This window comes from Bacillus sp. 275 (assembly GCF_001999205.1).
Lineage (GTDB): Bacteria > Bacillota > Bacilli > Bacillales > Bacillaceae > Bacillus > Bacillus velezensis.
On the sequence record NZ_CP019626.1, the window covers coordinates 2669299 to 2689172 of the forward strand.

Annotated in this window: 18 protein-coding genes; 16 read left to right on the forward strand and 2 right to left on the reverse strand. The window is 51.4% G+C overall.

The window, feature by feature from the left end; genetic code table 11:
* Positions 1 to 220: 220 nt before the first annotated feature.
* From BZ167_RS12980 to BZ167_RS13040, 13 genes are read left to right on the forward strand one after another with little or no spacing between them, the layout of a single operon-like run.
* Positions 221 to 2038 (forward strand): polysaccharide biosynthesis protein, encoded by a 1818-nt coding sequence (locus tag BZ167_RS12980; RefSeq protein WP_172798706.1) that lies wholly within the window; start codon positions 221 to 223, stop codon positions 2036 to 2038.
* Between the two features lie 15 nt (positions 2039 to 2053).
* Entirely contained in the window at positions 2054 to 3193 is a 1140-nt protein-coding gene (locus BZ167_RS12985; protein ID WP_060674034.1) for a glycosyltransferase family 4 protein, read from the forward strand.
* Positions 3190 to 4032, forward strand: a complete 843-nt coding sequence (locus tag BZ167_RS12990) for a glycosyltransferase EpsE (protein WP_020954328.1) — start codon at positions 3190 to 3192, stop codon at positions 4030 to 4032. Before BZ167_RS12985 ends, BZ167_RS12990 begins: the two co-directional genes overlap by 4 nt.
* Complete coding sequence (locus BZ167_RS12995) at positions 4025 to 5161, forward strand: glycosyltransferase family 1 protein (protein WP_060674036.1); 1137 nt, start codon at positions 4025 to 4027, stop codon at positions 5159 to 5161. Before BZ167_RS12990 ends, BZ167_RS12995 begins: the two co-directional genes overlap by 8 nt.
* A 3-nt stretch (positions 5162 to 5164) precedes the next feature.
* A complete protein-coding gene (locus tag BZ167_RS13000; protein ID WP_007613926.1) occupies positions 5165 to 6268 on the forward strand; it encodes a biofilm exopolysaccharide biosynthesis protein EpsG in 1104 nt (367 codons plus the stop codon).
* Positions 6269 to 6286: 18 nt separating this feature from the next.
* Complete coding sequence (locus BZ167_RS13005; RefSeq protein WP_031378303.1) at positions 6287 to 7324, forward strand: glycosyltransferase family 2 protein; 1038 nt, start codon at positions 6287 to 6289, stop codon at positions 7322 to 7324.
* 4 nt (positions 7325 to 7328) lie between these two features.
* Positions 7329 to 8405 carry a polysaccharide pyruvyl transferase family protein gene (locus tag BZ167_RS13010; protein WP_061890833.1) on the forward strand — a complete coding sequence of 359 codons (1077 nt, stop codon included), beginning with the start codon at positions 7329 to 7331 and terminating at the stop codon, positions 8403 to 8405.
* Complete coding sequence (locus BZ167_RS13015) at positions 8402 to 9436, forward strand: glycosyltransferase (protein ID WP_031378305.1); 1035 nt, start codon at positions 8402 to 8404, stop codon at positions 9434 to 9436. The genes BZ167_RS13010 and BZ167_RS13015 overlap by 4 nt, the downstream gene beginning before the upstream one ends.
* Entirely contained in the window at positions 9433 to 10950 is a 1518-nt protein-coding gene (locus BZ167_RS13020) for an MATE family efflux transporter (RefSeq protein WP_031378306.1), read from the forward strand. Before BZ167_RS13015 ends, BZ167_RS13020 begins: the two co-directional genes overlap by 4 nt.
* Positions 10947 to 11555: a sugar transferase gene (locus tag BZ167_RS13025; RefSeq protein WP_007407383.1), complete on the forward strand. Its 609-nt coding sequence runs from the start codon at positions 10947 to 10949 to the stop codon at positions 11553 to 11555. The genes BZ167_RS13020 and BZ167_RS13025 overlap by 4 nt, the downstream gene beginning before the upstream one ends.
* Positions 11552 to 12199 carry an acetyltransferase gene (locus BZ167_RS13030; protein WP_031378307.1) on the forward strand — a complete coding sequence of 216 codons (648 nt, stop codon included), beginning with the start codon at positions 11552 to 11554 and terminating at the stop codon, positions 12197 to 12199. Before BZ167_RS13025 ends, BZ167_RS13030 begins: the two co-directional genes overlap by 4 nt.
* A gap of 4 nt (positions 12200 to 12203) precedes the next feature.
* Positions 12204 to 13376: a DegT/DnrJ/EryC1/StrS family aminotransferase gene (locus tag BZ167_RS13035; protein WP_007407381.1), complete on the forward strand. Its 1173-nt coding sequence runs from the start codon at positions 12204 to 12206 to the stop codon at positions 13374 to 13376.
* The gene (locus BZ167_RS13040) at positions 13355 to 14320 is read left to right on the forward strand and encodes a polysaccharide pyruvyl transferase family protein (protein ID WP_077392102.1); all 966 of its coding nucleotides are present in this window, start codon (positions 13355 to 13357) and stop codon (positions 14318 to 14320) included. The genes BZ167_RS13035 and BZ167_RS13040 overlap by 22 nt, the downstream gene beginning before the upstream one ends.
* Positions 14321 to 14333: 13 nt before the next feature.
* On the opposite strand, the gene yvfG is transcribed toward BZ167_RS13040, so the two are convergent.
* Positions 14334 to 14552, reverse strand: a complete 219-nt coding sequence (gene yvfG / locus BZ167_RS13045; protein ID WP_003151570.1) for a protein YvfG — start codon at positions 14550 to 14552, stop codon at positions 14334 to 14336.
* A gap of 77 nt (positions 14553 to 14629) precedes the next feature.
* Here yvfG and rpoN point away from each other — a divergent pair, with 77 nt between their 5' ends.
* Positions 14630 to 15940, forward strand: coding sequence for an RNA polymerase factor sigma-54 (gene rpoN / locus BZ167_RS13050; RefSeq protein ID WP_077392214.1), 1311 nt, complete (start codon positions 14630 to 14632; stop codon positions 15938 to 15940).
* A gap of 37 nt (positions 15941 to 15977) precedes the next feature.
* Here rpoN and lutP read toward each other — a convergent pair whose 3' ends face one another.
* The gene (gene lutP / locus BZ167_RS13055; protein WP_031378309.1) at positions 15978 to 17654 is read right to left on the reverse strand and encodes an L-lactate permease LutP; all 1677 of its coding nucleotides are present in this window, start codon (positions 17652 to 17654) and stop codon (positions 15978 to 15980) included.
* A 205-nt stretch (positions 17655 to 17859) separates the two neighbouring features.
* Here lutP and BZ167_RS13060 point away from each other — a divergent pair, with 205 nt between their 5' ends.
* Both BZ167_RS13060 and BZ167_RS13065 read left to right on the forward strand, forming a co-directional pair.
* Positions 17860 to 18579: an L-lactate utilization/bacilysin biosynthesis transcriptional regulator LutR gene (locus BZ167_RS13060; RefSeq protein WP_007407377.1), complete on the forward strand. Its 720-nt coding sequence runs from the start codon at positions 17860 to 17862 to the stop codon at positions 18577 to 18579.
* A 30-nt stretch (positions 18580 to 18609) separates the two neighbouring features.
* Positions 18610 to 19800, forward strand: a complete 1191-nt coding sequence (locus tag BZ167_RS13065) for an aminotransferase-like domain-containing protein (protein ID WP_060674045.1) — start codon at positions 18610 to 18612, stop codon at positions 19798 to 19800.
* Positions 19801 to 19874 lie beyond the last annotated feature (74 nt).

Consider the following 19874-nt stretch of genomic DNA (forward strand, 5'->3'; position numbering starts at 1 on the left):
CGGTGCAGGTGATGTCTCCTTACCTTTATCAACGGAGGCACTCGGCTCTGCTGTGGGCGGCGTTTTCCGCCGCCTTAGATGCTGGTCGTCGGTGGCGGGGTGTGAGGACGGGTTAAATGCCCAATTTTATCTTAAGATGATGCATTGTTATCGGCTTAGCTGTTATGTCTGTTTTTACGAAAACCGTATCAGCTAAACCGATAAATGAGGAGGGGAAAGATTGACTTACCGGAGAAGACTTTCAATGATTTTTGCATTGGATACGTATCTCGTTTTACTTTCCGTTGTTATAGGATATCAATTTTTTGAGGATTCTTATCACTTTTATGACTCCGGAGCGTTGCTGCTGACTGCCGTGAGCATGCTGATCAGCCATCATGTATGCGCTTTTATGTTTCACCAGTATAAGCAGGTATGGACGTACACGGGAATAGGCGAGCTGCTTGATCTGCTGAAGGGGATCACGCTGTCCGCAGCTGTGACAGCCGCCGTCCAATACGGGGTGTTCCACACGATTTTGTTCAGGCTGTTGGCCGTCAGCTGGATGGTTCAGCTATTGTTCATCGGAGGAAGCCGGATGATTTCACGGGTGCTGAAAGAAACGATCGGCAGGAAGCAAAATGACTCTTCCCGGGCGCTGATCATCGGCGCAGGTTCGGGGGGGACGCTGCTCGTCCGTCAGCTTACCCAGAAAAACGATCTCGGAATCATGCCTGTGGCTTTTATTGATGATGATCAGACAAAGCATAAGCTTGAAATCATGGGTCTGCCCGTCATCGGCGGAAAAGAAAGTATTATGCCGGCGGTGCAGAGGCTGAGAATTCACCATATCATCATTGCCATTCCGTCTCTTTGCACCCATGAGCTTCAGACGTTATACAAAGAATGTGTGCAGACGGGCGCCCATATTAAAATCATGCCGCAATTTGACGAGATCCTGCTCGGAACGCAGGCTGCCGGACACATCAGAGATGTAAAAGCCGAAGATCTGCTCGGCAGAAAGCCGGTCACCCTTGATACGAGCAAAATTTCTGACAGCATCAAGGGAAAAACGATTCTGGTCACGGGCGCCGGCGGCTCAATCGGTTCTGAGATCTGCCGCCAGATCAGCGCGTTTCTTCCGCGGGAAATCGTCCTTCTCGGCCACGGGGAGAACAGCATTCATTCCGTACATACCGAGCTGTCCGCACGCTTCGGCAAAGAGGTGCTCTTTCACGCGGAGATCGCCGATATTCAGGACAGAGATAAAATCTTTGCTTTGATGAAAAAATACGAGCCGCACGTCGTCTATCATGCGGCTGCCCATAAACATGTGCCGTTAATGGAACATAATCCGGAAGAAGCCGTTAAAAACAACATTATCGGCACGAAAAATGTCGCCGAAGCCGCCGACATGTGCGGAACGGAAACATTCGTGCTGATTTCTTCTGACAAAGCGGTCAATCCGGCCAATGTCATGGGCGCGACGAAACGGTTTGCGGAAATGGTCATCATGAACCTCGGAAAGGTCAGCAGCACCAAATTCGCCGCCGTCCGTTTCGGAAATGTGCTCGGAAGCCGCGGCAGCGTCATTCCGATTTTCAAAAAGCAGATTGAAAAAGGCGGACCCGTCACCGTCACGCACCCGGCGATGACAAGATATTTTATGACGATTCCCGAAGCGTCAAGACTCGTCATTCAGGCGGGGGCGCTTGCAAAAGGGCGGCAGATTTTCGTTCTGGATATGGGAGAACCCGTCAAAATCGTCGATCTGGCCAAAAACCTGATTCATTTATCAGGCTATACGACAGAACAGATTCCCATCGAATTCTCCGGCATCCGCCCGGGAGAAAAGATGTATGAAGAATTGCTGAATCATAATGAAGTACATACGGAGCAGATTTTTCCGAAAATCCATATCGGGAAAGCGGTGGACGGGAATTGGGCCGTGCTCATCCGTTTTATGGAGGAATTCAGCCGTCTGCCTGAAGAAGAGCTGAGAAAAAGGCTGTTTGAGGCGATCGAATCAGTACATGAAGAAGCGGCCGCAGGCGTGTGATGGGAGGACAGAAAGATGACGAAAAAAGTATTATTCTGCGCCACTGTCGATTATCATTTTAAAGCCTTTCATCTTCCGTATTTTCAATGGTTTCAGGATATGGGCTGGGAGGTGCACGTCGCGGCAGGCGGCAATATGAATCTTCCGTTCGTTGATGAAAAGTTTTCCATTCCGATCCGGCGCTCGCCGTTTCATCCCGAAAATCTTTCTGTTTACAGGCGGCTGAAACGGCTCATTCAGGACAACGGCTACGACATGATTCACTGTCATACGCCGGTCGGCGGCGTGCTCGCACGCCTTGCCGCGAGACAAGCGCGCCAAAAAGGGACAAAGGTGCTGTACACCGCGCACGGCTTTCACTTCTGTGACGGAGCGCCTCTGAAAAACTGGCTTCTTTATTACCCGATCGAAAAATTTCTTTCTTCTTACACGGATTGTCTGATTACGATTAATGAAGAGGATTACGAACGGGCCAAGCAAATGAAAAAAACAGCTTGCGGCGCGAAAAAAATACACGGCATCGGGGTGAATACAGACAGGTTTCGCCCTGTGAGCCGGGAAGAGAGTGAACGTCTGAGAGAAAAATACGGCTTCGGCGCCGGGGAATTTATTCTCGTATACCCCGCTGAATTAAACGGCAATAAAAATCAGGGACTTCTCATTGAGACTGCGGCACTGCTGAAGAACCGCATCCCGGAGCTGAAACTCGTATTTGCCGGAGAAGGCGCGATGGAAGCGCCGTACAGAAAAAAGGCTGAATCACTCGGTGTATCCGACATGGTGCGGTTTTACGGTTTTTGCCGCGATATTCATGAACTGATTCAGCTTGCCGATCTGTCTGTCGCCTCAAGCATCCGGGAAGGACTCGGCATGAATCTGCTTGAAGGAATGGCTGCCGAAAAGCCGGCCGTTGCTGCAGACAACAGGGGGCACCGTGAGATCATCGAAGACGGTGTGAACGGTTTTCTCGTGCCGGCCGGGGACAGCGCGGCGTTTGCCGATCGGATTGAAAAGCTGTACCGCTCACCGTGTCTGCGAAAAGCAATGGGGCAAAAAGGGCGCAGCACGGCGGAATGTTTTTCTGAAACACGTACGGTAAAGGAAATGGCGCACATTTACGCCGGTTATATGGATAAAAAGGAGAAAAGCGTATGAATGCAGGAGCACAACCGAAAATTTCCGTCATCATGGGAATTTATAATTGCGAAGAGACTTTAGCGGAGAGTATTGAATCCATCCTGAGCCAATCTTATAAGAATTGGGAACTGATTATGTGTGATGACGCGTCAACTGACGGAACGTATCAGATTGCGCGCCGTTACGCGGATCATTACGGCGACCGGATCACGCTGATTCAAAATAAGACAAATCAACGGCTTGCCGCTTCGCTGAACCGCTGTCTGACATACGCAACGGGGGATTATATCGCCAGGCAGGACGGTGATGACATCTCCAACCCGAGGAGACTGGAAAAACAGGCCGCTTTCTTAAACAAGCACGCCCACTATCAAGTCGTAGGCACGGGGATGCTCGTATTTGACGAATTCGGCGTAAGGGGCGCCCGGCTTTTGCCGCCCGTGCCGAAACCGGGAATTATGGCGAAAGGCACACCGTTCTGCCACGGCACCGTTATGATGCGGGCTGAAGCGTACAAAGCGCTTGGCGGCTACCGGTCAGTCAGGCGGACGCGGCGGATGGAGGATATCGATTTGTGGCTGCGCTTTTTTGAAGCGGGTTTCCGGGGGTACAATCTCCAAGAAACGCTGTATAAAGTCAGAGAGGACAGTGATGCGTTTAAAAGGAGATCGTTTACGTATTCCATTGATAACGCGGTCCTCGTTTTTCAGGCATGCAGACGGCTGAAGCTGCCGCTTTCCCATTACGCGTATATCGCAAAACCGCTCATCCGCGCCATTACGCCGCCCGCGGTCATGAACCGTTATCATAAAAACAGGGACATCCGCCAAAAAGAAGGGCTTGCCGAACATGACTGACAAACCGATGCGGGTGCTGCACATCTTCAGCGGGATGAACAGGGGCGGCGCAGAAACGATGATGATGAATTTGTACCGGAAGATGGACAGAACGAAGGTGCAGTTTGATTTTTTAACCCATAGGAACGATCCGTGCGCTTATGATGAGGAAATTCTCGCTCTCGGCGGACGGCTTTTTTATGTGCCGAGCATCGGCAGCACAAACCCGATTACATTTGTGAAACAGGTCAAGCGGGTGATTCAGGAAAAAGGCCCGTTTGCCGCCGTGCACGCCCATACCGATTTTCAGTCGGGATTCATCGCGCTTGCCGCTCGTTTAGCCGGCGTCCCGGTGCGGATCTGCCATTCGCACAGTACGTCGTGGCGGGGGCGGGCGTCGCGGCTTGCCGGGATGCAGCTGTTTGTTTTCAGACGGCTGATCACGGCAAACGCCACGGCACTGTGCGCCTGCGGGGAAGACGCGGGCCGTTTCTTATTCGGGAAAGAAAAAGACGTGCATCTTTTGCCGAACGGCATTGATCTCGACTTATTTGCCGGCGGGTGCGCGGACACAGAAGCTGAAAAAAGGAAGCGTGGCATTGCAGGCGGCCGTTTGGTGATCGGCCATATCGGCCGCTTTACAGAAGAAAAAAACCACGAATTTCTGCTCCGGCTGGCCGCTGATATGAAAGAGCGGGGCATCGGTTTACAGCTGATTCTCGCCGGAGACGGTCCGCTTCGCACCGATATGGAAAATCTGGCGGCGAAGCTGGGGCTTGATGATGATGTGCGTTTTATCGGCATAGAAGACCGCGTTCATGCCCTGTTGAAAACGCTGGATGTATTTGTCATGCCGTCTCTTTATGAAGGGCTGCCCGTCACGCTCGTTGAAGCGCAGGCCTCCGGGGTGCCGTGCGTAATATCAGACGGCATAACGGAAGAAGCCGATGCCGGGCTCGGGCTGGTCAAAAGGCTCAGCCTCAAAGAACCGCCCGGACAATGGGCATCCGCGGTGTTACGGGCAGCAGAGGCGGCAAAGCCTGACGGGGCGCGCATTAAAGAAACCCTCAGACGGCAGGGATATGACGCGGGAGAAAATGCGGGGGCTGTTATGAAGCTTTACAATATGAATTGGAAAAAGGAACAGTAACGAATGATTGTATATGTAGTCAATATGGGAATTGTGTATATTTGGTCATGGTTCGCGAAAATGTGCGGCGGGCGTGATCAATCGCTTTCGACCGGATACCGGCCGAATCAGCTCGTCATGATCGTTCCGCTGCTATCGCTCGTATTGGTCTCCGGTTTGCGCTACAGAGTCGGGACGGATTTTCAGACGTACGCGCTGATGTACAAGCTGGCGGGAAATTACGGCAGCATTTGGGAGATCTTCGGGTTCGGAGCGAAAAAAGCAGCCGTTGATCCGGGGTTTACGGCTCTCATCTGGCTCATGAATTTTATCACGAAAGATCCGCAAATCATGTATTTCACCGTGGCGGTCGTGACGTGCAGCTTTATTTTAAAGGGGCTCGTTGAGTTCGGCCGTCCGTTTGAGCTGAGTGTGTTTTTGTTTTTGGGCACGTATCACTATTACGCTTCCTTTAACGGGATCAGGCAGTATATGGTGGCGGCCGTTTTGTTTTGGGCCGTCCGCTACGTGATCAGCGGAAGCTGGAAGCGTTATATGTCAATCGTGCTGCTGTGTTCGCTTTTTCATTCCTCAGCGCTGATTATGATTCCGGTTTATTTTCTCGTCAGAAAAAGAGCCTGGTCGCCTGCGATTTTCGGACTGTCGGCATTGTTTCTTCTTATGACGTTTCTGTATCAGAAGTTCATTTCGCTTTTTGTCGTCGTGCTGGAAAACAGCTCATACGGCCATTATGAGAAATGGCTGATGACCAATACGAACGGGATGAACGTCGTAAAAATCGCGGTGCTGCTTCTGCCGCTGTTTTTGGCTTTCTGCTATCGGGAGCGGCTGCGGAAGCTCTGGCCTGACATTGATGTCATCGTGAATTTCTGTCTGCTCGGCCTGCTCTTCGGTCTTTTGGCGACAAAGGATGTTATTTTCGCCCGGTTTAATATATATTTCGGCCTGTACCAAATGATCTTGATCCCTTATTTTGTGAGGATTTTTGATGAAAAATCAAATGCGCTGATTTATATCGCCATTATTGTCTGTTATTTTCTTTACAGTTACTTGCTTATGCCGGTCGATTCGTCTGTGCTTCCGTACAGAACGATTTTTTCCCGGTAATGGACATTGGAGGTTTATATGGAAACACCCGCGGTCAGTTTATTAATTGCTGTGTATAATACGGAAACTTATTTAGAAAGATGCTTAGATTCATTGCTCAATCAGTCGCTCGCCAATATCGAAATCGTGGCTGTTAATGACGGGTCAACGGATCAAAGCCCGGCGATTCTTGAAACCTATCAGAAGCGGGATGAGAGAATCCGGGTCATTCATCAGCAAAACCGTGGGCTCGGCGCGGTCCGCAACAGGGGGATCGAGGCGGCGCGCGGCGAATTTATCGCTTTTATTGATGCGGACGACTGGGTTGAACCTGATTATTGCCTGCGCATGTATGAAAAAGCGAAGGCTGATCAGGCTGATCTCGTGATTTGCGAATATGCGGCCGAGTTTGCGGATACGGGGAAAACCGCCGTTTCAACGATCGCTTCAGCGTACGCGGGGCGCCCGAAACAACTGTACCTGAAAGATTTATTTGAAGGAAGAGTCAGCGGTTTTTCATGGAACAAGCTGTACAAAAGAACCATGATCGAGCATCATCAGCTGCGCTTTCCGCTTCGTGATGAGCTGGAGCACGTGGAGGATCAGTACTTCAGCCTCCGGGCGCATGTTTTCGCAGGTGCGGTCTCGTACGTGGATCAGCCGCTCTATCATTATCGGATTCACTTGACTTCCATTGTGCAAAGCTATCAGAAAAAGCTGTTTGACTCAGGTCTCGTTCTCTATCGGCTGAACGAGGCTTTTTTGCGTGAAAACGGCTGCTTACAGGAATACCGGCAGGAGCTGGATTTTTTCATCGTTCAGCACGGAACGGTCTGCCTGCTGAATGAATGGAAGCGGAATAACGGCGGCCGGTTTTCTGAGAAGTGGAAGAATATCAGCCGGATATGCGCTGATCCCGTGTTTCGCCTGAGCCTTTCCAAAACCGGAACGGCGCCGTTTGACGCCAAACGCTCATGCCTTCTGCTTTTGGCGAAGCTGAAGCTGATTCCGTTCGTGTCGCTGGCATCAGCCGCGTATCAGCGGGCAATCGAGTACAAAATGAAAATCAGAGGGTGAAGACATGTCGATACAATCTTTAAAAATCAATCTCGCGGAATGGCTGTTGCTTAAGGTCAAATACCCGTCCCAATTTCATTTCGGAACGGCAGCGGATGGGGCGGGGCTTACAGCGGCAAGAAAAAAGATCATTCTGACGCTGCTCCCGTCCCACGATAATCTCGGCGATCACGCCATCGCCTACGCAAGCAAAACGTTTCTTGAACGGGAGTATCCCGATTTTGACATTGTCGAGGTGGATATGAAGGATATATACAGATCCGCAAAAGCGCTGATCAAAAAGCGCCACCCCGATGATATGGTATTCATCATCGGCGGCGGGAACATGGGGGATTTGTACCGGTATGAGGAATGGACGCGCCGCTTTATCATCAAAACATTCCGGCAATATCGGATCGTTCAGCTTCCGGCGACGGCTCATTTTTCTGAATCAAAAAAGGGACGGAAGGAACTGAAGCGCGCCCGAAAAGTGTACAATGCGCATCCCGACCTTTTGTTAATGGCGAGAGATGAGACGACGTATCAATGGATGAAGCGTCATTTTCCCGGAAAAACAGTGCTCAAACAGCCTGACATGGTCTTATATTTGGATAAAAGCGAGCGGCACATCCCGCGGGAAGGGATCTACCTCTGTTTACGGGAGGATAAGGAGAGTGCGCTGACGGCTGAGGACAGAACGACGGTAAAAGAAGCTTTGGCAAAAGAGTACGGAGAGCTGTATTCCTTTACGACGACGGTCGGCCGGAGGGTAAGCCGCCATACACGTGAAAAAGAGCTGGAGGCGCTTTGGAATACGCTGAAAGGCGCGGAAGCCGTCGTCACTGACAGGCTTCACGGGATGATTTTTTGCGCGCTGACGAAAACGCCTTGTGTCGTCATTCGTTCGTTTGATCATAAAGTGATGGAAGGCTATCAATGGCTGAAAAACATACCGAACATGACATTGCTTGAACGTCCTGACCCTGAAGCCGTAACGGCCGCCGTAAACCGGCTGCTCAGCGGCAAGCATGAGGAAGGCGGTTCTTTGCGCAGTGTTTATTTTGCCGGGCTGCGCTCGAAAATCAGCGGTGATGCCCAATGACCGCGCCGCTTGTGAGCGTGATCGTGCCTATGTATAAGACAGAGCCTTTTATGAAAGAATGCGCGGTTTCTTTAACAAAACAGACGCTGAGAGACATCGAAATCATTTTCGTCAATGACGGTTCACCGGATCGGTCAGGCCGGATTGCTGAACAATTCGCCGCAGAAGATGCGAGAATCCGGGTGATTCATAAAGAAAACGGCGGCCTCAGCTCGGCCCGCAATGCCGGAATAAAAGCCGCCCGCGGCCGTTATATCGGTTTTGCGGACGGCGATGACTATGTGACGGAAACGATGTTCGAAAGGCTTTATGAAGAAGCGGAGAAGAACCGGCTGGATATCGCCGGTTGCGGCTATTATAAAGAAACGCCGTCTAAGAAAAGAACATATATGCCGCCGTCCCTTCCGCCGGGCCGCGTCTTCACAGCGGATGAAATGACAGCATTGCTGACCCGTGCGCACGAACATCGGTTTATTTGGTATGTGTGGCGCTATATATACCGGAAAGAAGCATTGCAAGGGCTGCTGTTCCATGAAGATATCCGGTTTGCTGAGGACTCTCCGTTTAACTTGGCAGCGTTCCGCCGAGCCGCGCGTATCAAAGTGATAGACGAAGGGCTGTATATCTACCGGGAAAATCCGCAAAGTCTTACAGAAACACCGTTTAAGCCCCACTTAGATCAAGAACTGCAAAAGCAATATAAAGCGAAAATGGCTTTTTATGAGGAAAACGGGCTGACGGACGCGTGCCGGAGCGATATCGATACATATTTGTGCAAGCATCAGATTCCGATGCTGATCGCCAACGCATGCGCCGCCCCGCAGCCGTCACATCAGATTACGGCGCACATCGGCAGAATCTTAACGTATGACATGGTAAAAACGGCGGTGCGCAGGACGCCGTGCCGCCATAAACAGCTGCTGGCGGGGGAGCGCGTGGTGCTCGGTCTGTGCAAAATGCGCCTTCCTCTTCTTCTGCATGCGTTTTTCGAACGGAAATCGAAAGAGAAAGGCAGTGCGGAAGGAGCATGAAATTTGCCATTAATTTCGGCGCTAATGTGACGGCGTTTTTACTATCGGTGTTTTTATCAGTGTGGATGACGCCCTTTATTGTGAAAACATTAGGTGTGGAGGCTTTTGGATTTGTCCATCTGACACAGAATATCATTAACTATTTCTCTATTATTACCGTTGCGCTGAGCTCTGTCGTTGTGAGGTTTTTCTCCGTCGCCGCCCACAGGGGGAACAGGGATGAGGCCAATGCGTATGTAAGCAATTATTTAGCCGCGTCTGTCGTGATATCTCTATTACTCGCTGTGCCGCTCGCCGGGACTGCTTTTTTTATTGACAAGATTATGAATGTGCCGGCCGGGCTCTTAACGGATGTGAGGCTGTCTATCGTGATCGGCAGCGTGCTGTTTATGCTGACGTTTTTTATGGCGGGGTTCGCGACGGGGCCGTTTTTTGCCAACAAGCTTTATATCACAAGTTCCATTCAGGCCGTGCAAATGCTGGTCAGGGTGCTGTGTGTGCTCGCTCTGTTTACGTGCCTGCCGCCGAAAATCTGGCAGATCCAGCTTTCGGCATTAGCGGGAGCCGTCTGTGCGGCCGTGCTGACTTTTTTCTTCTTTAAGAAATTGATTCCGTGGTTTTCTTTCAGCCGTAAAACCTTGTCATTACAGACGAGCAAAGTGCTGTTTTCGGCCGGTGCCTGGAGCTCTGTCAACCAGATCGGCGTGCTGCTGTTTCTGCAGATTGATCTCATGACGGCCAACCTCGTGCTGGGGCCGTCTGAGGCGGGTGTCTATGCGGCGATTATTCAATTCCCGCTCCTGCTCAGAAGTCTTGCCGGGACGCTTGCTTCACTGTTTGCGCCGGTTTTGACTTCCTATTACTCAAAAGGGGATATGGAAGGTCTCCTGTCTTACGCCAATAAGGCTGTGCGGATGAACGGGCTTCTCCTCGCGCTTCCCGCCGCATTATTAGGAGGGCTTGCCGAACCGTTTCTGGCGATTTGGCTGGGCCCGTCGTTTGTGCAGACGGCGCCGCTTTTATACATTCACGCCGGGTATTTGGCGGTCAGTCTCTCTGTCATGCCGCTTTTTTACGTATGGACGGCTTTTAATAAACAAAAAACGCCCGCCGTCGTTACTTTATGTTTAGGCGGACTGAATGTCGTATTGGCCGTGGTTCTCAGCGGTCCGGCTCATCTCGGACTGTACGGCATCACCATCGCCGGTGCAGTCTCTCTCATTTTGAAAAATGCCGTCTTCACGCCGCTGTATGTTTCGCATATTACCGGTTTTCAGAAAACCGCGTTTTACAAAGGCATGTTCGGCCCGTTGGCGGCGGCCGTATTTGCCTGGGCTGTCTGCCGGGGTATCCGGCTGTTTTCACCGCTTGACAGCTGGGCCGGCCTGATCGCCGCGGGGCTTGCCGTATGCATGAGCTATGCCGCATTCGCTTTTTTCTTCATTTGTACGAAAGAAGAAAGGCGGCTTGCTTTACAGAAATGCCGAAAAGTGAAAGGAGCTGTTCAGATTTGAAGGCGAAACGTGTATTTGATATAGCGGCCGCGGTGTTGTTATTGTGCGGCGCGAGCGTCATCCTTCTCTTCGCCATGGCAGCCGTCAGATGCGCCATCGGGTCTCCGGTATTGTTTAAACAGACGAGACCGGGGCATAACGGGCGTCCGTTTACGTTGTATAAACTCAGAACGATGACGGATGCGCGTGATGAAAACGGTGTGCTGCTTCCGGATCATCTTCGTCTGACCAAAACGGGAAGGCTGATCAGAAAACTGAGCATCGATGAGCTTCCCCAGCTTTTTAATGTGCTCAAAGGAGATATCAGTCTTGTCGGCCCCCGCCCTTTGCTGATGGATTATCTGCCGCTTTACACGGCGGAGCAGGCGCGGCGTCACGAGGTGAAGCCGGGGATTACGGGCTGGGCGCAGATTAACGGGAGAAACGCGATTTCATGGGAGGAAAAATTCAAGCTCGACGTGTGGTACGTCGACAACCGCACATTTCTTCTCGACTTAAAGATTCTGCTTTTAACAGTGAAAAAAGTTCTCGTGTCAGAAGGCATACATCAAGCCGGCCATGTGACGGCAAAGCGCTTCACAGGCAGCGGAGATATGTCATCGTGAAAAAGGTCGTGCTGATCGGAAACGGCGGACACGGAAAAGTCGTGAAGGAAATCGTGCAGGCCCGTTCCGATATGGAGCTTGCGGGCGTATTGGATGACGGATTCAGCGGTTTTGCCGTTCGGAACGGTTTATATACGGGCCGGACGGAAGACGTGCCCATGCTTCGGAAACTCGTCCCCGAAGCCGTGTTCACGATATGCATCGGCCGCAACGGCGTCAGAAAGCAGTTCGCTGAAACGCTTGGGCTTGAAGATGACGATTATGCCGCACTCATTCACCCCGGGGCGATCGTCAGTGAAACGGCTTCCGTCGGACACGGAACGGTTGTGATGGCGGGCGCCGTCATTCAGGCGGGCGCTGACATCGGCGCCCATTGCATCATCAATACGGGGGCGGTTGCCGATCATGACAATGCCATCGGAGATTACGTCCATCTTTCACCGCGCGCGGCGCTTGCCGGCGGAGTGAAAGTCGGGGAAGGAACGCACATCGGAATCGGCGCGTCCGTTATACCGCAGATTGACATCGGCCCTTGGTCCGTTATCGGCGCGGGGGCTGCGGTCATCAGCCGGATTCCCGGCCATGTGACGGCGGTCGGCGTTCCGGCCCGCGTCATCTCCCCTATCCATAATGAAAAAGGATGATTTCATGCAAACAAACAAACGGATTTATTTGTCTCCGCCTCATATGAGCGGAAAAGAACAGGAATACATCGCAGAAGCCTTCCGTTCCAATTGGATTGCCCCGCTCGGTCCGCTCGTCAATTCGTTTGAAGCGCGGCTCGCGGAATATGCGGGAGTGAAAAGCGCGGCGGCCGTAAGCTCGGGAACGGCCGCCATCCATCTTGCCCTGAGGCTTGCGGGTGTGAAAAAAGGAGACGTTGTATTTTGTCCTTCCTTTACGTTTGTCGCCACGGCGAATCCGATTGTGTATGAGCAGGCTGAGCCCGTTTTTATTGATTCGGAATGGGAGACGTGGAATATGTCGCCCGATGCGCTTGAGCGGGCGCTGCGGGATGCAAAGCGGCGCGGCAGACTCCCGAAAGCGGTGATCGCCGTCAATCTTTACGGCCAAAGCGCGAAAATGGATGAATTAATGAGCCTTTGTGACGCATACGGCGTCTGTCTGATTGAAGACGCTGCCGAGTCCTTAGGATCAACATATAAAGGCAGGCAGAGCGGCACGTTCGGCCGTTTCGGCATTTATTCCTTTAACGGCAACAAAATCATTACAACATCGGGAGGCGGCATGCTCGTGTCTGACGATGAGGCCGCGATTGAAAAAGCGAGGTTTCTTGCGTCCCAGGCGAGAGATGCCGCCGTTCATTACCAGCACAGCGAGCTCGGGTATAACTACAGGCTCAGCAACATTCTCGCGGGCGTGGGGATATCGCAGCTGGAAGTGCTCGAAGATCGCGTCCGGGCGAGGAGAGAAATCTTTCACAGGTATCGGGAAGCGCTGGAAACGTATCCGGGCATCCGCATGATGCCGGAGCTTGAAGGAACGGTTTCAAACCGCTGGCTGACGGCTCTGACGCTTGATAACGGCGTGACGCCGGAAGAAGCCGTCGCCTGTCTTGCGGAACAGAACATTGAGGCCCGGCCGCTGTGGAAACCGCTGCATACGCAGCCGCTCTTCTCATCTTCCGTCTTTTATCCTCACAGCGAACATGAGCGTGTCTCTGAGAACCTTTTCAGCCGGGGCATCTGTCTGCCGTCCGGGTCTGACTTGTCTTCTGAGGAGCAGCAGCGCGTCATTGACGCACTTGCGCAATTGTTTGAAACGAAAGGGGAGAAAACATGGACAGCCGCCATGTTATGAGCCGATTAAAAGAGACGCTGACGGGTCTGCTCAGCGTTATACCGCCGCAATCTGACATCATATATGCCGACTATCCCCTCTACGGAAATGTAGGGGATTTATTGATAATGAAAGGGACGGAGGCGTTTTTTAAAGCGCACGGCATCCGCGTGAAACAGCGCTGGAATCCCGACAATTTTCCATTCGGGCGCCGGGCGGACAAAAAGACGATCATCGTCTGTCAGGGTGGCGGAAATTTCGGGGATCTCTATCCATACTATCAGACGTTCAGGGAAAAAATCGTCAAATCCTTTCCGGAAAACAGGATCGTCATCCTGCCGCAATCCATCTATTATCAGGATGAGACACGACTTGAGAAGACATCGGCGCTTTTTGCGGAGCACAAGGATCTCCACCTGTTTACGAGAGATCATGTGTCATACGAGACCGCGAAATGCTTTTTTTCGGCGAATCATATCGGGCTTATGCCTGACATGGCCCATCAGCTGTATCCGATGGCGGCGTCAGCGGCTCCGTCACGCGGCAGGCTTCATTTTATCCGCACGGATGGGGAAATCAATCCGAAGCTGCAAAACAATTCTTCCGTTAAAAGCTGCGACTGGCAGGATGTGCTGTCAGCAAGCGACCGCAGGGGAATCGCTTTTTTCCAAACGCTGAATGTTTTGAATAAAAAAGCGGGAAACCCGCTGCCGATTGCGCGGTTTTGGAAACGCTATTCCGATTTCTTGACGAAAAAAGCGGTTCTGTTTTTCAGCAGGTACGAATCGGTGGAAACGTCAAGGCTCCATGGCCACATTCTGTCCTCACTTCTCGGGAAACCGAATACCGTCATTGATAATTCATACGGGAAAAACGCCAACTATTATCACACCTGGGTGCACGAAGCGCCGGACGTCCGTCTGATCGGGGAAACCGCCGGCACGAAGGAAAACCTTCCGCTTTGAATGAGCGGAAGGTTTATTTTGTTTCTCCGCGTTTTACTTTGTTGTACGCTTCATCCAAATGCTGAATTCTTTTGAGCACAACCGAGTTTTTCGTCAGCTGATCCTGAACAAGGGTTGAGACGACGGAGCGGTAATAGCTGTTCATCGCATGAATTCGGTCTTCATTCGGATTCATTTCAATGTGCTGTGTAAAGTTTTCAATAAAATAAGGAACAGAAAAAAGTTCTGACATCTATAAAGCAACTCCTTTTAATAAGTATATACGGTATGAAACCAATCATGTACAATGAAAAAAGGGGAGTGAGCATGATGGATATCAAACTTCAGCAAACACAAATGTTAAAGCCTCAATTAACGCAAGAGCTTAAACAGGCTATCACATTACTCGGATACAATTCCGCGGAACTGGCCGGATATATTGATGAGCTCTCACTGGAAAACCCTCTGATTGAACGAAAGGAAACAGACACGCCGCCACTATCTTACCATAAAACAAGTAAAAACAGGATGAAAGAACGGGACGGAAGCCAGCAGATCAGACTTACCCGCAAAACGCTGCAGGATTCGCTCAAACAGCAAGCCTTAGATATGAAGCTGTCCGATGATGAGAAAAAGATTTTCAATTATCTGATACATTCATTGGACTCAAACGGATATTTAAAAGAGGACATACAAGCTGCCGCCGACCATGTATCCGCTTCACAAGAGGAGACGGAAGCGGTTCTGAAAAAGCTTCAATCCCTTGAGCCCGCGGGAATCGGCGCCAGGTCTTTGCAGGAATGCATCCTTCTTCAGCTCCGCCGTCTTCCCGAGCGGAACGAACAGGCGGAATGGATTGCCGGCGCCTATTTTGAGCTATTTGCAAGAAAGAACTGGAAAGCGCTTACACTAAAAACGGGCATTTCGCTTAAAGACATTCAGGACATCGCTGACATGATCAGCGCCCTTGATCCGAGGCCGGGGCTCCGTTATGCGCATGAGGAGCCGGGTTTTTACGTGGAACCGGATATTTTCATCACAGTGAAAAACGGCATCATTCAAGCGCAGCTCAACAGCCGTTCGTTTCCTGACATCCAGCTTCATACCCATTATCAGCCGCTCTTGTCAGCTGCCGGGTGCCGTGACACGAAAAATTATCTGTCGGCAAAATATCAGGAGTGGCGCTGGCTGAACCGGGCTTTGTCGCAAAGAAAACAAACGATCACGAGAATTATCGGCGTCCTGACTGAACGGCAGGAATCCTTTTTTCTCACAGGAAAAAGCGGAATGCAGCCGCTGACCTTAAGAGAGGTGGCGGAAACGCTGGAGCTCCACGAATCAACGATCAGCCGGGCCATCAAAGGGAAGTACGTTCAGACGCCGTACGGACTGTATGAAATGAAAACATTTTTCTCGGCGAAAGCTGAATCGTCGGGGGACGGCGGCGCCTCCAATTATGCCGTAAAAGCGCATCTGGAGGCATTGGTCGGTAAAGAAGATAAAAAGAAACCTTTTTCAGATCAAAAGCTTGCCGATCTGCTGCATGAACAATATGACATCCGAATCTCAAGGCGCACCGTCGCCAAATACCGTGACCAATTAAATATTCCACCGTCATCGGCGAGAAAACGGTACAGCTGAAACCTCCCCGAGCCAAACCCCGGGGAGGTTCTCCGTGTTACGGGATCATCCATGAAAACAGATGATGCTGTAAAAATGTAATGAGACAGACGAGCAGAAGCAAAAACAGACTGTGCTTAATCGTAAAACGGAAAAGGTCGGCCTCCTTGCCCGCCAGACCGACAGCGGCACAGGCAACCGCAATGGATTGCGGAGAAATCATTTTTCCGGTGACACCGCCTGATGAATTGGCGGCAACGGAGAGAACCGGGTCCATCCCGACAGAGAGCGCCGTCACCTTTTGCAATCCGCCGAACAACAGATTGGCCGACGTATCAGAGCCGGTAATAAATACGCCGAGCCAGCCGAGCACCGGCGAAAAAAAGGTAAACATCGCGCCCGTCATGGCAAGCGCAAGACCGAGTGTCGTGCTCATGCCGGAAGCATTCGTCACATAAGCAAAGCCGACAACAGAAACAATGGTCACGACCGGAAGCGTTAACTCTTTCACCGTTTCTATAAACGCTTCGCCCCATGTCTTCCACGACATGCCGAGGGCGAACTTGGAGATGACGGCGGCAATCAGAATCGCCGTCCCCGCTGAACCGAAAAGCTCAAGTTTGTACACGGCTTCAATCGGCGTGCCGTCCGCCTGAAGAATCTGCTGATTTACAAATGGGACGGGAGGCGTGAAGGTCAATGCACGCCCGGCTGCATTCAGCCAGGAAAGCCACATTGACGTTCCTTCATAATGACCGGTTAAGGCAGCCTTCACGCCGGGAATCCCCCAGACGGATATCATGGCCGTCAGAAGAAGGAAAGGAGACCACGCTTTAAACACCGCGGCGCCCCCGTACTTGATCTGCGTCCGGTCAGCGGCCGCTGCTGATTCCCGTTCTGCCGCGAAACGAAAGGCCGTTTTCGGTTTCCAAAATTTCAAAAACAGAGCGAGCGCGGCCATGGAAACTAGCGCCGACAGCACATCCGGAAGCTCAGGCCCTAAAAAATTCGAGCTTGCGTACTGCACGGCCGCAAAGGAGATGCCGGAAACAAGAATGGCCGGCCATATCTCAAAAGCCTTTTTAAACCCGCTCATCAAAATGATTAAGTACAGCGGAATAAAGACGGATAAAAACGGAAGCTGCCGGCCGACCATTTGAGAAATTTCCATTGCCGGTATCCCGGTCGGACCTTCGACGGCGGTAATCGGAATGCCGATCGCGCCGAAGGCAACGGGCGCCGTATTGGCAATCAGGCAAATTCCCGCCGCATACAGCGGCTGAAAACCAAGTCCGACGAGCAAAGCGGCCGAGATCGCGACGGGAGCGCCGAAACCGGCGGCGCCTTCTAAAAACGCCCCGAATGAAAAGGCGATGAGCAGCGCCTGCAAACGCCGGTCATCTGTAATTGAGAGCACCGAACTCCGGATAATCTCAAACTGTCCTGTTTTCACGGTGATTTTATACAGAAAGACCGATGTGACGATAATCCAGCCGATCGGAAGCAGCCCGTATACCGCTCCCTGAGAAGCGGACATCACCGCTTTTTCCGCCGGCATGCCGTAAACAAATACAGCGATTAAAAGTGAAACGGCTAACGTTAAAAGCCCCGCGATGTACCCCTTCATCCGTTTCACCGCAAGCGCCCAAAAAAAGAAGATAATCGGCACGAGCGCGCAAGCTGCCGATAAAAGCAAATTTCCCCCTAAAGGAGCGTACCCCTGTGTCCATTGCATCCCTAAAAAACCCCTCCTTATGTCATGTAAGCGATTACTTTTTATGATAAGGTCATCTGATGACCGGGTTAATTAGCATTATATTTTGAAAGTTTTGAAAGTACAATACTTTTCTTGAACAAATTGTCTGAACCTGTCGGCAATACAAAAAAAGAAGTATAATAGACGATAAACATCAAGATTCACAAGTGACGGGGTGATCGCGTTGAAATATAAACAAATTAAAACGAAAAAAATCTACGAGGAAGTCGCTGACGCATTGCTGGAGAAGATAAAAGCGGGCGAGCTTAAGCCGGGTGAAAAGCTTGATTCCGTTCAGGCGCTTTCTGAGAGTTTTCAGGTCAGCCGCTCGGCGGTGAGAGAAGCGCTGTCGGCTTTGAAAGCGATGGGGCTCGTCGACATGAAGCAGGGAGAAGGCACATACATAAGAGAATTTGAGCCGTCTCATGTTTCCCAGCCGCTTTCTTCCGCCCTCTTGATGAAAAAAGAGGACGTCAAACAGCTGCTCGAAGTCAGAAAGCTGCTTGAACTCGGCGTCGCCGCCATGGCCGCTGAAAAACGCACCGAAGACGATTTACAAAAAATCCGCCAGGCTCTCCTGGAGATGAAAGACATTGACGGAGACGAAGAATTGGGCGAAAAAGCGGATTTCTCCTTTCACATGGCGCTGGCGGAAGCATCACAAAACGGGCTGCTCAAGCATCTCATGAATCATGTCTCCGCGCTCCTTTTGGAAACGATGAGAGAAACGAGAAAAATTTGGCTGTTTTCTAAACGAACGAGCGTGCAGCGATTGTATGAAGAGCATGAACGCATTTACAGTGCCGTCGCCGCCAAAGACGCGGATGAAGCGGAAGCCGCGATGACCGCGCACCTGACGAATGTGGAAGACGTGCTGGGGGCTTATTTTGAAGAAAATGTATAGAAGCTGACTTGTGAAAGGGGATAACATCACATGCAGGCCGAATCTTTTTTTTCTGACCATGTAAAGAAAGCTCTGACAAACGATCCTCCCGGGGAATGGATGCCGGCAGTTCCGAAAGCGTGCATCCCCCTGCATTCCGGCTATCCCGATCCCGCACTCGTTCCTGATAAGGAGCTGAAAGAAGCCGCCGCCCGCCTTCTGGATGAGGAGCGCGATCTGCCGCTGCATTATATGGGAAGCCCGAGGACGGCCGTTTTAAAAAAGCAGATTCAAGAACGGTTAGCCACCCGCGGCATTCACTGTCGGGACGATGAGCTGCTCGTGACGTCAGGCGCCTGTCAGGCGATAGATCTGGCTGCACGGGTTTTCCTCGATGAACAAACCGCCGCTGCCGTTGAAGCTCCGGTCTACATGGAAGCGCTCGAGATTTTTAAAAATTACACACCGCATATCATGAGCATTCCGACAGATCAAGAGGGCCTGCAAACGGAAACATTAGCGTTCATGCTTGAGGAAAGAAAACGAAAAGGGCTTCTGCTCCCCCGTCTTCTCTACACGATACCCGCTTTTCAGAATCCTGCGGGAACCGTAATGTCAGCGAAGCGGAGAACCCGCCTGCTTCAGCTTGCCGAAACGTATGATTTTCTCATCTTGGAGGATGATGCATACGGCGAGCTCGGATTCACCGATATTCCGCCGCCCTTGAAAGCCATGGATCAAAACGGCCGGGTGCTGTACGCCGGTTCATTATCAAAAGTCATCGCCCCGGGTATGAGGATCGGCTGGATTGCAGGGGACGCCGCATTCATCAAGGCATTGTCATGGTTAAAAAAAGACTTAGGCCACCCGTTTTCCCAAGCGGTGACCGCCGTCTATCTGGAACAAACGAATGTTGAAAAACGGCTCACCGCCTTGCGGGAAGCATATCAAAGCAAACGTGACGTTTTGCTCGCCGCATCAGCTCGATATCTTCCGGAGTCCGCATCCTGGCACGTGCCTGAAGGCGGTTACTTTGTATGGGTGAAAGCGCCGGGAGCGGATACATCCGCAATGCTGGCGAGGGCTCTTTCTCACGGCGTTTCCTATGTCCCCGGTAAATATTTTTTTCTGCATCAGGAAGACGGTGCGGAATATCTTCGCCTGTCGTTCAGTTATGCCGGTAAAGCCGCGATAAAAGAGGGTGTGCAAAAACTGGGACGTCTGCTGGAAAACGGGATGTAGAGCAGCTTGAGGAGCTTTCGGGCTTCTCTTTTTTTTGTCCCCTTCAGCGCATCGGACGAAAGGATTTTTCAGAA